The sequence below is a fragment of the Flavobacterium sp. ZB4P23 genome, assembly GCF_003970375.1.
GTDB lineage: Bacteria > Bacteroidota > Bacteroidia > Flavobacteriales > Flavobacteriaceae > Flavobacterium.
Map to the genome: position 1 here is coordinate 245,538 of NZ_RYDK01000004.1, position 12,670 is coordinate 258,207.

Consider the following 12,670-nt stretch of genomic DNA (forward strand, 5'->3'; position numbering starts at 1 on the left):
AAGAAATGGTTTGCTGAAAACTACGAAGATTATTTGCTTTCGAAAGCATCTCAAAAAAAATAATTGTATTTTTATAGAATATTAGTCCAATTCAAACACAAAACCTTGAAGCAGAATTACCTTTTTTTAGTATTTATATTTTTTAATTCCTGTCAATACTTAGACAAGCAAATTCCCTCGGAAAAAGAATTGTTGCAAAAGGAACTGAAATCCATCAACTGGAAAGAAGTCGATGAATACCCATCAGTAGTAGATTGTGAAAAAATAGAAGATAAAAAGCAACGCCAACAGTGTTTTTTTGATGTTTTAACCCAGCTGATTCAGGAGAAATTGAGTGTGGATACCCTTGCAATTCTTTATCCGGAACTGGATACGATTGAAGTTAAGGTCACGGTTTTTCCAAATGCAACGATGCAATTTGAGCCGCAGTTTCCCAAAGATTCCGTGGCTTATGACAAAATCAAAATTGACAGTATTCTTAAAGTTCGTTTAGTTGATTTTCCAAAAATTAACCCAGCTATAAAGCGCGGTATTCCCGTAAAAATACAATTTATTCTTCCGGTGATTCTCAAAGTAGAGTAGTTCTTAAAAGGATTTTCGAATGAAGAGTAGCTATTTTTGATTTCAGATTCCGTTAGTATTTACTTTTTGGCTCGGATCAGGATTCTAAAATCTTCTGCCTTTCCATTCGTATTTTCCAAACACAGAATACAAAGCCACGCTTGTACTAAAAAAAGGATAGAACAAACTGCTCAAAATCAAATAACGTATTTTGGTTTTGGTTAAAAAAGAGTTGGTTTCGTATATCAAAACAGCATCAACAAGAAATTTTAAAAGGAATAGTAAAACTATATTTAGAAACGGAATAATGACCAACACCCAACACCCAGCGCCTATCACCAAACACAAATTCCCCGCAAATACTAACAGTCCCAATCCTTTCCCGAAAGTACTTTGATACGAACTTGTTTTAGAGGCCCAGCGAACGCGCTGATGGAATAATGATTTCCAATTGTTCAATGGCCTTGTGGTGACAATAGTATTTCGAGATTTTAGATAATGCACCTTTTCAGGGGATTTTGCAATCGCTTTTTGCAACAGGAACACATCGTCGCCACTGGCAATGCTGTCATTTCCTTCGAAGCCATTCAGTTTTTGGAAAAAGGATTTCGTGTACGCAAAGTTGGCGCCATTGCACATAAATCCTTTGTTAATACCAAAACTCCCAATGGTTGCGCCTTGTAAACTCGCCAAATCCAATTGCTGAAAATGATGCAAAAATGAATTGCCACAATCATACGTTACTGCCCCGGCAATCATCGCCACATCATGGAGCTGAATGTAATTGTCCAAGGTCAATAACCAGTTTTTATCAACTACACAATCGGCATCGGTGGTGATAATCCAGTCTGCATTTACAATTTGCATCGCATTTACAATTGCATCTTTCTTGGGTGAGTTTGAAATCCGAATGTTCTTTATTATCCGAACACGAAACACTGAGCACTCAACACGGAACAATTCTTCAGAATCATCGTCGACCAAAATCACTTCGAACAATTCCATCGGATAATTCAGCTTCGACAAACTGTCTAATAGAATGGGTAAATTTTCAGCTTCATTCCGAAAAGGAACGATAATTGAGAATTTTGTTTTTGGCTGTAAGCCAATATAATCAATTGTACTCACTTTAATGAGACCATAAATCAAAAGTCCAATAAAAACGGCATAAATCAAAAGTACCAAAAATAAAATATTTGTAATCATAATTATTTTAATAAGTTTTATCTCTCTCACCTTTAGGGAGTCCCGAAGCTCCGGGAGGAGAGAGGATTTTAAAGTTCAACACATAATAAGTGCCAATTATTACGGGTAAAACCACATTCAAAAACCACATTAAAGTCGAAATGAAAATAACAATCCATTCATTTACACCTAAAATCCCAAAGAAATAAACCGCAACACTTCCTTTTACGGCAAAGTCTAAAAATTGAAAAGTAGGCAAGGAAGAAGCTAAGAAATAAACAGAGGAAATGGTGGCAATTAGGGTAAAATAAGGCAAATCAACATCAAAAGCCAGAAACAAAAAGTAGTATTGGTGCGAGAAAACAAGATAGCGACAAATACCCAAAAAGATATTTTTTTGATGAATGGGTTTTGGAATTTCATTAATCTTATGGATCAGTTTTTCGATCGAATACCCTTTGATAGTAATTTTTTTGGCCGAAAATAAAACAATGAAGAGAAGTATCAGAAATCCAAAAAGTAACGCTACTGTTTTTGTGGTAATCACATGGTACTGCGCATTAAAAAATAGCAATCCGAAAACTCCAAAAATAACGGTCAATATCATTTGGATTCCGTTGCAGATCAGATTTAAGAATATGACTTTTTTAGTGTTTAATTTATCAAAAAAAAACGCTTTCCCGGCATATTCTCCAACTCCATTGGGTGTAAAAAGTCCAGCGGTTAATGCGCCAAGAACTTGTTTGGTTGCTGTTCCTACTGAGATTTCATGAATGAATTCAACTAAGTTTTGCCATTTCAAAATTTCAAAAAACCGATTTAAAACACTCAGTAGTAAAATAAAGGCGATTCCGCCAATAGACTGATTTTTCTGGAATAAAACGATGAATTTCTGCCAATCCAGTTTGTCATTATTAGCCAATTGATTGTAAATAAAATAAAACGCACCGCCCACAATCAAAACTTTGATTAGAAGTACGAGGAATTGCTTAGTTTTGTGTGGAATTGTAATCATACCGCAAAGAAAAGAAAAAGTATTTTGAAAAAGCTATTTCACAAAGATTCACAAAGAAATTACTAAGCAGTGCAAAGTTTTTTGTTTGGTCGATTGTAAAATTAATCTTTGTGTACCTCTGTGTTCCCTTTGAGTATCTTTGTGTAATAAAAAACTAAAACTTTTGGCAAACGAGCGCATCATATTAGGAATTGACCCCGGAACGACGATTATGGGTTTTGGATTGATAAAAATTGTCAATAAAAAAATGGAGTTTTTGCAACTGAACGAATTGCAATTGTCCAAATACGACAATCATTATCAAAAACTCAAAATCATTTTTGAACGCACCATTGAGTTAATCGATACCCACAATCCAGACGAAATTGCGATTGAAGCGCCTTTCTTTGGTAAAAACGTACAATCGATGCTAAAGTTAGGACGCGCGCAAGGCGTGGCTATGGCAGCGGGACTTTCGAGAGACATTCCCATTACGGAGTACGAACCTAAGAAAATAAAAATGGCGATTACCGGAAATGGAAACGCCAGCAAAGAACAAGTTGCCAAAATGCTACAGCAACTTTTAGGATTAAAAGAATTGCCTAAAAATCTTGACAGTACAGATGGATTAGCAGCTGCGGTTTGTCATTTTTTCAATTCTGGGAAAGTGGTGGGAGAGAAAAGTTATACCGGTTGGGATGCTTTTGTGAAACAAAACGAAGAACGAATAAAAAAGTGATCAGTGTTCAGTACTTTAGTGTTCAGTTGTGTTGGACTGGGATGAGTAGTCAGTTTTCAGCAGTTTTAATTAAGTAAGAGTATTCCGTTTTTTAAATTGTATCATATGAGATTCCAAGATTTATTAGCCTATAAAAAATCATTTCCAAAGGAAGAAACCTATTCATTAACGGATCAAATTCGGCGTTCTTCAAGGAGTGTTCCTGCAACTATTGCCGAAGCCTATAGAAAGAGGATTTACCCTAAACATTTTTATAGTAAGTTGACCGATTCTGATGGAGAAAATTCAGAAACACAAGTGTGGTTAGAGTTTTCTGTGTCTTGTAAATATATTTCTGAAGCTATTTATCAGGAATTTATCTCTGAAAGTTTAGAAATTGGAAAACTTGTTAATTATATGATATTGAACCCTGAAAAGTTTGGAGTTAAAAAGGAGTGATTAGTGTTCAGTTTTTTAGTATTCAGTACATATATGATTACTAAATAACTGCTCACTGAACACTTTCTTAAGACTGAATACTAAAAATCTGACCACTGACCACTTTCTTAAAACTGACCACTACTAAATGAGCGGAATCTACATCCATATCCCTTTTTGCAAGCAGGCGTGTCATTACTGCGATTTTCATTTTTCAACATCGATGAAGAAGAAAGAAGAAATGGTTTTGGCTATTGCCAAAGAAATTCAAATGCGCAAAAGCGAATTTAAAAACGAAATTGTCGAAACCATTTATTTTGGCGGAGGAACGCCAAGTGTTTTAACTTCAGCAGAAATTAATTTCCTGATTGCGGAAGTGTACAAATACTATTCTGTTTCAGATAATCCTGAAATTACACTGGAAGCCAATCCAGATGATTTGTCAAGTGAACGAATAATCGAATTATCTAAAAGCAAAATTAATCGGCTAAGTATTGGGATTCAGTCGTTCTTTGAAGACGATTTACAATTGATGAACCGAGCTCATAATTCGGCGGAAGCCAGAAAATGTTTAGAAGTTGCTACTCAGTATTTTGACAACATTTCTCTCGATCTAATATACGGAATTCCGGACTCGAGCCAAAATGGCGAACAGGCGCAGCAAATGAGCAATGAGAAATGGAAACAAAATATTGAAACAGCATTGAGTTTTGGTATTCCGCATATCTCGAGTTATGCTTTGACGGTAGAGCCTAAAACAGCGTTGAATAAACTGATACAAACAGGAAAAATTGCCGCTCCTAAAGATGATGTCGCGCAAGAGCACTTTGCTATTTTAATCGAAATGCTCGAAGCCAATGATTTTATTCACTACGAATTGTCAAATTTTGGGAAGGAAAACTATTTTTCGAAGAATAATTCAGCGTATTGGTTGGGGAAAAAATACATTGGTATCGGTCCTTCGGCGCACAGTTATGATGGAGTTTCGAGAAGTTGGAATATTTCTAATAATGCGCTGTATTTAAAATCCATACAAGAGGACAAGTTGCCCAACGAAATAGAAATTCTTTCAATTACGGACCGATATAATGAATATGTTATGACGGGCTTGCGAACGATTTGGGGTGTTTCTTTGGATAAAATTGAAAGCGAATTCGGAAGTGGATATTTGGAATATTTGAACAATCAATCTCGAAAATTTCTTGATGATGATTTGCTTTTTATTGAAAATGGGATTTTAAAGCCAACCAAAAAAGGAAAGTTTTTGACGGATGGAATTGCTTCAGATTTATTTATCGTGAACTAGTTTCAGGATCTATTTAATTTTAATTGATTTTGTATGGAAAAAGGATTTACATATATTTTGACGAATAAAAACAGTACTGTTTCGTAGGTGGGTGCCACAAAAAATTTAAAAAACAGAATTGATTATCATAGAAATGGTACAGGGGGCAGTTTTTACAAAAAATATAATTCTACAATTTTAATCTATTTGGAAGATTTTGAGGATTTAAATGATGACTAAAATTTAATGTCGTATTTTAATAATTGCGACAATATATCTTTCTTGCTACTTAAGTGCTATCTTTAAAAGAGAAAAACAACTTAAAAATTGGCATAAAGACTGGAAATAGAATGTTGCAAAATTTTTAAATCCTGAATTAAAAGATTTATATTTGAACTTATAAAGCATCTCCAGATGAGATGCTGAAATAAATTCAGCGTAAATGTTAGCAACAATCCAACATAACAACCAAGCCATTGAAGTCGATTTATCAAAACCTATTGATATTTCGATTCCATTAACAAATACAGACGAGAATCCAATTGCTTGGTATATCGAGAAACCAGTCATTGAACCCGTTATTTTTGGGGATTGGATAGGGAAAGTTTCGGAAGGAAAGTCGTCTACTAATTTCAATAATATTTTCTTCAATCCACACGGACACGGAACGCATACGGAATGTTTGGGACATATTACACGTGAATTTTACAGTGTTAATCAATCTTTAAAACAGTTTATTTTTTTAGCTGAGTTGATTTCGGTTGTCCCGGAAATGCAAGGAGGAGATTTAGTGATTACACTGGATAACATCTCGACTGCGCTCGATGTGATACTGAAATTAGGTATTCCAAAAGAAGCCTTAATTATCAGAACACTTCCTAATTTTAAAATAAAAAAATCTTTAAAATATTCGAATACGAATCCGCCTTATCTAAATGAAGATGCTGCGTTATTCATTCGCGAAAGCGGAATTCAGCATTTATTAATTGATTTGCCAAGTGTCGATAAAGAAAAAGATGAAGGGAAATTATTGGCACACAAAGCTTTTTGGAATGTGACCGATGTCAACAATCTGAATGCAGAAGCCAGATTGAATTGTACGATTACGGAGATGATTTTTGTGGCTGATGAAGTGAAAGATGGCGGTTATTTGTTGAATTTACAAATTGCCTCTTTTGAAAATGATGCGAGTCCGAGTAAGCCGGTTTTGTACGCTATTTTAAATGATTGAATGAAAAATAATTTCAAGAGATGAACCTGGAAACGTACTACGAATATTGCTTGTCTAAAAAAGGAGTAACGGAACACTTTCCTTTTGACGAAGATACATTGGTGTTTAAAGTGGGTGGAAAAATGTTTGCATTGTCTTCTTTAAGTCAGTGGGAGAAAGGACAGCCATCAGTTAATTTAAAATGTGATCCAGAGCGTGCTCAGGAATTGCGGGCTGAATACGTTGACATTCAACCGGGTTTTCACATGAGTAAAACCCATTGGAATACAGTTGCTGTAAATGAATCAGTTGCGGATGCATTACTCAAAGCGTTAATTGATCATTCCTATGATTTGGTTTTCAAAAGTTTAACAAAGAAATTGCAGAGTGAAATTCAAGAATTAGAAGATTAGGTGTTACTTTTGCCAAGAAAAGTCGAATAAAATTATAAATGCGTAAGGAATAAATTCAGCATATCACATGAAAGAACAATTTAAAAAGTTTTTAAACGAAGAACAAGACCCAAAAGCCATTGAAAAAATCGCTTCAAAACTGAGTGACTTATTGATGAAAAATGAAGAAATCGGATATATTGCTGTTCAAAAAAAACCAGCGATTACTGTTTTGCCGGATAGTATTGTGATGACGAATAAAAGAATTATCATTTGTCAGCCTAAAAATCTGGGACTTTCAATGAATTTTATTGATTACACTTGGGATGAGGTTGAAGGAACTTTTGTAAAAGAAAATATTTTGGGTTCTGAGTTTTCATTTATAACCAAAACAAATATGGAGGTTTCCATTGATTATATTCCTAAAATCCAAGCGCGCAAGATTTTTACGTATGCTAAAGAACAATTGGATATATTGAAAACAGGAGCAGTATTAAATGCAACACTTGTAGATGCAATTCCGTTTTCACCAATGGCAGAAGATGAAATTATTGAAGAAATGGAAACAGAAGAAGTGACTAATTTTGCTGAACTAATGCCTGTTTCACCAACTAATTTCACTGCTGAAAATCAAGATTTTGAAGAGTCTACAGTAATATCAAAAGACAAATCTTTAAGCGATTTATCACAAGACGAACTTTTTGAGAAATTACAGAATTATAAAAAATTACTAGACAACGGATTGATTTTGCAAGGCGAATACGATGCTTTCAAAAAAGAAATTTTAAGTTTTATGTAATTAGCCTTAATGCGGAAATTCATAAAGTCAAAAGATATTTACTTCCTTTTGACTTTAGGACTTTCGACTTTATACTTAAAGTGTTCTTTTCTGCTTTTCTACAAAATTATTTGATTGTAATTCGAGCAAATCGGCAGCGTTTTTTCGTTGTAAATCATACAACTGTTTGTCTTGAGCAATGTCTCCGTACACTTTGTCGTGCATAGTGGCGCTAGTTTTTACCAACAAAGTGCGTTGGTATTTGTCTTGCTCGATTGTTGCTTTCAACGCTATTTCTATATCTTCTAATTTATAGTCGTATTCCCCTTTTGGAGATAAAAGTTTAGCAATAATAGGAGAAGTTTCAATGGCTAAAAACAAGAGTGTGATAAAGAACGAAGGCAGCCACGGTAATTTATCCAAGGCATTGATTCGTGCCATTAGACCGTCAAATCCATCAATAATAGGTTGGGTTTCGGTAACTTTTTTGTCTAAATCGGTTTGCAGCGTTTTGGTATTTTTCTCCATTTCGGCAATTTTAGCCAAGTTGGTTTTTTGTAGGTTGTCCAGTTCTTGTTTTGCCATATCATGTTTGGCAATTTTTTCTTTAAAAACAGGGCCTTTGCCTAATTTTTTGGTTCCTGCGGTTCCTTCGGCTTCGGTGATGTACGTTTCATAAAGCGAGTTAACTTCTTTTTCTTTCTTTGTAATTTCCGATTTCAAACCTGCTATTTCGGTTTTGTTCTTGTCTAAATCCGATTTGAAATAATTGGCCACTTCCTTTTTGTTATTCAAAGCCATCGCATTTTTCTCTTTCAATAAAACGGTGTTGATTTCTTTCTCGAAGATTTTAATTTCTAATGGTTTCGAAATGACGATCGCAATGATTACCGCCAAAATAATTCGGGGAGTTGCCTGCAGAAATTCACTACCTACTTTATCTCTTTTTCGAATAGTGGAAACAATAAAACGATCGAGATTAAAAATAAGCAGACTCCAAACGATACCAAATGCGATTGCGGGATACATACTGTCAAAGACGGTAAACAATGCATACGAACTGGCAAGAAAAGCCATGACCGCAGTAAAGAAAACAGTGGCGCCAATACCTACATATTTGGTTTGTTCGCCCTCGGAACAGCCTACGAGTAGGTCTTTGTCTGAGCCGGAACACAGAATGAAAAATTGTTTTAACATAATTGATTTTTGATTGCTTCACCAGATTGCTATTCCGGCTCGGATGATTGATGAATATAAATTTAACGACAAAAAACGGATTGTGGTATAAATACTTGATAGGTATTTATTTATGGCTTTTTGTTACAGTTTGTCCTAAATAAAATAGAGCCGCTCTTTACGAACGGCTCTATTGGTTTTTGAATTAATAGTACCTTATGTCAATGGTGCTCCTGCCATAATTTCGGCATTGGCAAATTCTTCAAATTTGGTAAAGTTGGCTTTAAATTTTTGAGCTAATTCCACCGCCTTTTTATCGTATAGTTCTGGGTCTTCCCATGTATTTCTGGGATTTAGAATTTCGCTGGGAACATTTGGACAGGTTTGCGGTTTTGCAATTCCAAAAACGTGGTGGTTCTCATACGGCACATCGTCCAATTCTCCGTTTAATGCAGCGGTAATCATGGCACGGGTGTATTTTAATTTCATTCGGCTTCCTACTCCGTAAGGGCCACCAGTCCATCCTGTATTGATAAGCCAGACTTTTACATTGGCATCTTTCATTTTTTTAGTTAACATTTCAGCATATCTTGTTGGGTGTAATGGCATAAATGGCGCTCCAAAACACGTCGAGAAATTGGGTTGAGGTTCTGTGATTCCTGCTTCAGTTCCGGCAACTTTTGCTGTGTATCCTGAGATGAAATAATACGCTGCTTGTCCCGGAGTTAGTAGTGCAATGGGAGGCAGGATACCATACGCATCCGCGGTCAAAAAGAATATATTTTTAGGATTTTCTCCAATGGAACCTTGCTGAATATTATCAATATGAAAAATAGGATAACTTACTCTCGTGTTTTGTGTAATGGAAATATCCTCAAAATCAACGTCATTCGTATCTTTATTGATAATTACATTTTCCAGAATTGCTCCTTTTTTTATAGCGCGAAAAATGTCAGGTTCATTTTCTTCAGAAAGGTTGATGACTTTTGCATAACACCCTCCTTCAAAATTGAAAACGGTATTTTCATTCGTCCAACCATGTTCATCGTCGCCAATTAATTTTCTGTTAGGATCAGCTGATAAAGTTGTTTTTCCGGTTCCTGATAATCCAAAGAAGATAGCTGTATCACCATCTTTACCAACGTTGGCACTGCAATGCATTGGTAAGGTGTTTTTGAAAACTGGCAAAATGAAATTCAAGGCAGAGAAAATCCCTTTTTTTATTTCACCTGTATATCCGGTTCCGCCTATTAAAACTACTTTTCGTGTAAAATCAAGAATTGCGAAATTGCTTTGACGTGTTCCGTCTATAATTGGATCTGCCATAAAGCTAGGCACGCAAAGTAAAGTCCATTCGGGGTCGAAGTCTGCTAATTCCTCCGTTTCAGGTCTTAAAAACATGTTGTAGCAAAATAAGTTGGCCCAAGCGGTTTCTGTCACTACTCTGACATTTAATCTGTAATTTTGGTCTGAACACACATAAGAATCTCTCACAAAAATTTCTTTGCCGGATAAATAAGCGGTAACCTTGTTGTATAATTTTTCAAAAGCTTCTGGCGAGAAAGGGATGTTTACTTTTCCCCACCACACTTCGTTTTCAGTGACGCTGTCTTTCACGATAAAACGATCCAGCGGAGATCTGCCTGTGTATTCTCCTGTGTTGACCGCTAATGATCCACTTGAAACTTCGATTCCTTGACCAGATTTGATGGTGATGTCGTGTAATTCATCAGGAGATAACTGGTAATGAATTTTTGCATTTTCAATTCCTAATTCTTTTAACGAAATCGATTGCGTGAAAAGTGTGTTATTGTCCATAAATATTTTGTTGTGTAGTTTGTTTTTATAGACTGCAAAAGTAGATATTAAATTTCAGATAGAATTTGTTTCGTCTAAATTTGTGACTTTTTATTTAAAATATTTATCAATAAAACGCCCCAGGCCAGTATTAATAGGAGTCCGCCAATAGGAGTTATAAATCCAATGATGCTAAAATCAAACGAAGTAAGGGTGTTTGTTGCCAATAGATAAATGGAGCCAGAAAATAGAATTACACCGAAAAGCACTAAATTATAGAGCGTTTTTTTTGTTTTTTGAGAGAGGTCTTTCAGGAGTCCAAGAAACAATAAAAACAGTGCATGGTACATTTGGTAGCGTACGCCTGTTTCAAAAGTATTTAATTGCTCAATAGACAGTACTTTTTTTAGGGCATGTGCGCCAAAAGCACCAAAAATTATTGCAATCATTCCCAGAATAGTTCCCGTTGTAAGTATCTTTTTGTCCATGATAATGATGTTTGATGCAAAAGTATTTCATATCTCCTAACTTTAAAAGTATTTGGCACGATACTTTCAAATGAACTTAATTTAACGGTACACTAAGCAGACTAATTTTTTTATTTTTAAAACGTAAAAGAAAGAACGAAAAGAATAAAAGCTTTCTCAGTAAATTATTTTGAGTTATTTGTTATAAATACAACATTTTTGTATGTTTGTGTTGTAAATAAATAAAAATGAGAACAATTTTAATCATCGGGGCGGGAAGATCAGCTTCCTCTTTGATACATTATCTTTTAGACAAATCCGAAAAAGAAAACTTGCATCTAATTATTGGTGATTTGTCTTTGGCTTTAGCTCAGCGTAAAACCAATGATCATAAAAACGCAACTGCAATTGCTTTAGATATTTACGATAATGAGCAACGAAAAAAAGCAATTGAAAATGCTGACATTGTCATCTCGATGTTGCCGGCTCATTTGCATATCGAAGTGGCTAAAGATTGTGTAATATATAAAAAGCATTTGGTTACCGCCTCTTATGTGAGCGATGCCATGCAGGAATTAGATGCTGCCGCCAAAGAAAACAATCTCATTTTCATGAATGAAATTGGACTTGATCCAGGTATTGACCACATGAGTGCGATGAAAGTGATTGATGAAATTAAAGAAAAAGGCGGAGAAATGCTTCTTTTTGAATCTTTTTGTGGTGGACTCGTAGCGCCGGAATCCGACACGAATCTTTGGAATTATAAATTTACCTGGGCGCCACGCAATGTGGTTTTGGCAGGACAAGGAGGCGCTGCCAAATTTATTCAGGAAGGAACGTATAAATACATTCCGTATTGTAATTTGTTTCGCAGAACGGAATTTCTAGAAGTGGAAGAGTTTGGCCGATTTGAAGCCTATTCTAATCGGGATTCCTTGAAATACCGCAGTGTGTATGGCTTGGATAATGTACTGACTTTATACCGAGGAACAATCCGTAGAGTTGGTTTTTCTAAAGCTTGGAATATGTTTGTACAATTAGGAATGACAGACGATAGTTACGTAATGGAGGATTCGGAGAACATGAGTTACAGGGAATACGTGAATTCTTTCTTGCCGTATCATCCCACGGATTCAGTGGAAATAAAGACTCGTTTGATTCTTAAGATTGATCAGGACGATATCATGTGGGACAAATTGTTGGAATTGGACTTGTTCAATCGCAATAAAATTGTAGGCTTGAAGAATGCCACTCCGGCACAAATTCTGGAAAAGATCTTGACTGATAGTTGGACGCTTCAGCAAGATGATAAAGATATGATTGTCATGTATCACAAATTTGGATACGAATTAAATGGCAAAAAAGAACAAATAGATTCCAAAATGGTTTGTATTGGGGATGATCAAACCTACACTGCGATGGCAAAAACTGTAGGCTTGCCTGTTGCAATGGCAACCTTATTAATACTGAATGGTAAAATTACGACTCCCGGAGTTCAATTACCGATTCGTAAGGAAGTGTATGTGCCTATTTTGAAAGAATTAGAGGAATACGGTGTTGTTTTCAAAGAACAATCCATGCCATATTTAGGATACAATCCTGATAAAGAGTTTAGTTAGTAGTTTGTTTTTAGATTTTTAGTTTGATAAATCCGCTCCTTTTGAAGCGG

At 35.4% G+C, this 12,670-nt stretch carries 14 protein-coding genes; 9 read left to right on the plus strand and 5 right to left on the minus strand.

The genetic code is table 11. The features are described from left to right. Window positions 1–105 precede the first annotated feature (105 nt). Window positions 106–582 carry a hypothetical protein gene (locus EKL99_RS08545; protein ID WP_126457504.1) on the plus strand — a complete coding sequence of 159 codons (477 nt, stop codon included), beginning with the start codon at window positions 106–108 and terminating at the stop codon, window positions 580–582. 84 nt (window positions 583–666) lie between these two features. On the opposite strand, the gene EKL99_RS08550 is transcribed toward EKL99_RS08545, so the two are convergent. After that, the gene (locus EKL99_RS08550) at window positions 667–1,767 is read right to left on the minus strand and encodes a glycosyltransferase (protein ID WP_126576764.1); all 1,101 of its coding nucleotides are present in this window, start codon (window positions 1,765–1,767) and stop codon (window positions 667–669) included. A 7-nt stretch (window positions 1,768–1,774) separates the two neighbouring features. Next, entirely contained in the window at window positions 1,775–2,761 is a 987-nt protein-coding gene (locus EKL99_RS08555; protein ID WP_126457502.1) for a lysylphosphatidylglycerol synthase domain-containing protein, read from the minus strand. 163 nt (window positions 2,762–2,924) lie between these two features. On the opposite strand from EKL99_RS08555, the gene ruvC reads away from it, so the two are divergent. The 7 genes from ruvC to EKL99_RS08590 all read left to right on the plus strand — a co-directional run bounded on the left by ruvC (window position 2,925) and on the right by EKL99_RS08590 (window position 7,582). Then, on the plus strand, window positions 2,925–3,479 hold the full coding sequence (gene ruvC, locus EKL99_RS08560; protein WP_091203117.1) for a crossover junction endodeoxyribonuclease RuvC: 555 nt from the start codon (window positions 2,925–2,927) through the stop codon (window positions 3,477–3,479). Window positions 3,480–3,584: 105 nt separating this feature from the next. After that, window positions 3,585–3,917 carry a four helix bundle protein gene (locus EKL99_RS08565; protein ID WP_126553859.1) on the plus strand — a complete coding sequence of 111 codons (333 nt, stop codon included), beginning with the start codon at window positions 3,585–3,587 and terminating at the stop codon, window positions 3,915–3,917. 127 nt (window positions 3,918–4,044) lie between these two features. After that, window positions 4,045–5,202: a radical SAM family heme chaperone HemW gene (gene hemW / locus EKL99_RS08570; RefSeq protein WP_126576765.1), complete on the plus strand. Its 1,158-nt coding sequence runs from the start codon at window positions 4,045–4,047 to the stop codon at window positions 5,200–5,202. An 87-nt stretch (window positions 5,203–5,289) separates the two neighbouring features. After that, window positions 5,290–5,421: a GIY-YIG nuclease family protein gene (locus tag EKL99_RS14895; RefSeq protein WP_126576766.1), complete on the plus strand. Its 132-nt coding sequence runs from the start codon at window positions 5,290–5,292 to the stop codon at window positions 5,419–5,421. Between the two features lie 202 nt (window positions 5,422–5,623). Then, window positions 5,624–6,412: a cyclase family protein gene (locus EKL99_RS08580; protein ID WP_126576767.1), complete on the plus strand. Its 789-nt coding sequence runs from the start codon at window positions 5,624–5,626 to the stop codon at window positions 6,410–6,412. A gap of 20 nt (window positions 6,413–6,432) precedes the next feature. Next, a complete protein-coding gene (locus tag EKL99_RS08585) occupies window positions 6,433–6,804 on the plus strand; it encodes an MmcQ/YjbR family DNA-binding protein (protein WP_126569240.1) in 372 nt (123 codons plus the stop codon). Between the two features lie 67 nt (window positions 6,805–6,871). Continuing rightward, window positions 6,872–7,582 (plus strand): PH domain-containing protein, encoded by a 711-nt coding sequence (locus EKL99_RS08590; protein ID WP_126576768.1) that lies wholly within the window; start codon window positions 6,872–6,874, stop codon window positions 7,580–7,582. Between the two features lie 75 nt (window positions 7,583–7,657). Here the strand turns inward: EKL99_RS08590 and EKL99_RS08595 are convergent, their stop codons facing one another. From EKL99_RS08595 to EKL99_RS08605, 3 genes are all read right to left on the minus strand, one after another. Continuing rightward, a complete protein-coding gene (locus EKL99_RS08595) occupies window positions 7,658–8,758 on the minus strand; it encodes a DUF4407 domain-containing protein (RefSeq protein ID WP_126576769.1) in 1,101 nt (366 codons plus the stop codon). Between the two features lie 195 nt (window positions 8,759–8,953). Then, entirely contained in the window at window positions 8,954–10,555 is a 1,602-nt protein-coding gene (gene pckA / locus EKL99_RS08600) for a phosphoenolpyruvate carboxykinase (ATP) (RefSeq protein ID WP_126569238.1), read from the minus strand. A 74-nt stretch (window positions 10,556–10,629) separates the two neighbouring features. Continuing rightward, window positions 10,630–11,022, minus strand: a complete 393-nt coding sequence (locus EKL99_RS08605; RefSeq protein WP_126457494.1) for a DUF423 domain-containing protein — start codon at window positions 11,020–11,022, stop codon at window positions 10,630–10,632. Window positions 11,023–11,249: 227 nt separating this feature from the next. Between EKL99_RS08605 and EKL99_RS08610 the strand changes: the two genes are divergently transcribed. After that, window positions 11,250–12,620: a saccharopine dehydrogenase family protein gene (locus EKL99_RS08610; RefSeq protein WP_126553846.1), complete on the plus strand. Its 1,371-nt coding sequence runs from the start codon at window positions 11,250–11,252 to the stop codon at window positions 12,618–12,620. Window positions 12,621–12,670: the final 50 nt, after the last annotated feature.

What these genes read in the sequence shown, in the direction of transcription:
- hemW (WP_126576765.1), top strand. Translation starts at nt 4,045, where the DNA reads ATGAGCGGAATCTACATCCATATCCCTTTTTGCAAGCAGGCGTGTCAT.
- pckA (WP_126569238.1), bottom strand. Translation starts at nt 10,555, where the DNA reads ATGGACAATAACACACTTTTCACGCAATCGATTTCGTTAAAAGAATTA.
- EKL99_RS08580 (WP_126576767.1), top strand. Translation starts at nt 5,624, where the DNA reads ATGTTAGCAACAATCCAACATAACAACCAAGCCATTGAAGTCGATTTA.
- EKL99_RS08605 (WP_126457494.1), bottom strand. Translation starts at nt 11,022, where the DNA reads ATGGACAAAAAGATACTTACAACGGGAACTATTCTGGGAATGATTGCA.
- EKL99_RS08590 (WP_126576768.1), top strand. Translation starts at nt 6,872, where the DNA reads ATGAAAGAACAATTTAAAAAGTTTTTAAACGAAGAACAAGACCCAAAA.
- EKL99_RS08595 (WP_126576769.1), bottom strand. Translation starts at nt 8,758, where the DNA reads ATGTTAAAACAATTTTTCATTCTGTGTTCCGGCTCAGACAAAGACCTA.
- EKL99_RS08565 (WP_126553859.1), top strand. Translation starts at nt 3,585, where the DNA reads ATGAGATTCCAAGATTTATTAGCCTATAAAAAATCATTTCCAAAGGAA.
- EKL99_RS08585 (WP_126569240.1), top strand. Translation starts at nt 6,433, where the DNA reads ATGAACCTGGAAACGTACTACGAATATTGCTTGTCTAAAAAAGGAGTA.
- EKL99_RS08555 (WP_126457502.1), bottom strand. Translation starts at nt 2,761, where the DNA reads ATGATTACAATTCCACACAAAACTAAGCAATTCCTCGTACTTCTAATC.
- EKL99_RS08550 (WP_126576764.1), bottom strand. Translation starts at nt 1,767, where the DNA reads ATGATTACAAATATTTTATTTTTGGTACTTTTGATTTATGCCGTTTTT.
- EKL99_RS08610 (WP_126553846.1), top strand. Translation starts at nt 11,250, where the DNA reads ATGAGAACAATTTTAATCATCGGGGCGGGAAGATCAGCTTCCTCTTTG.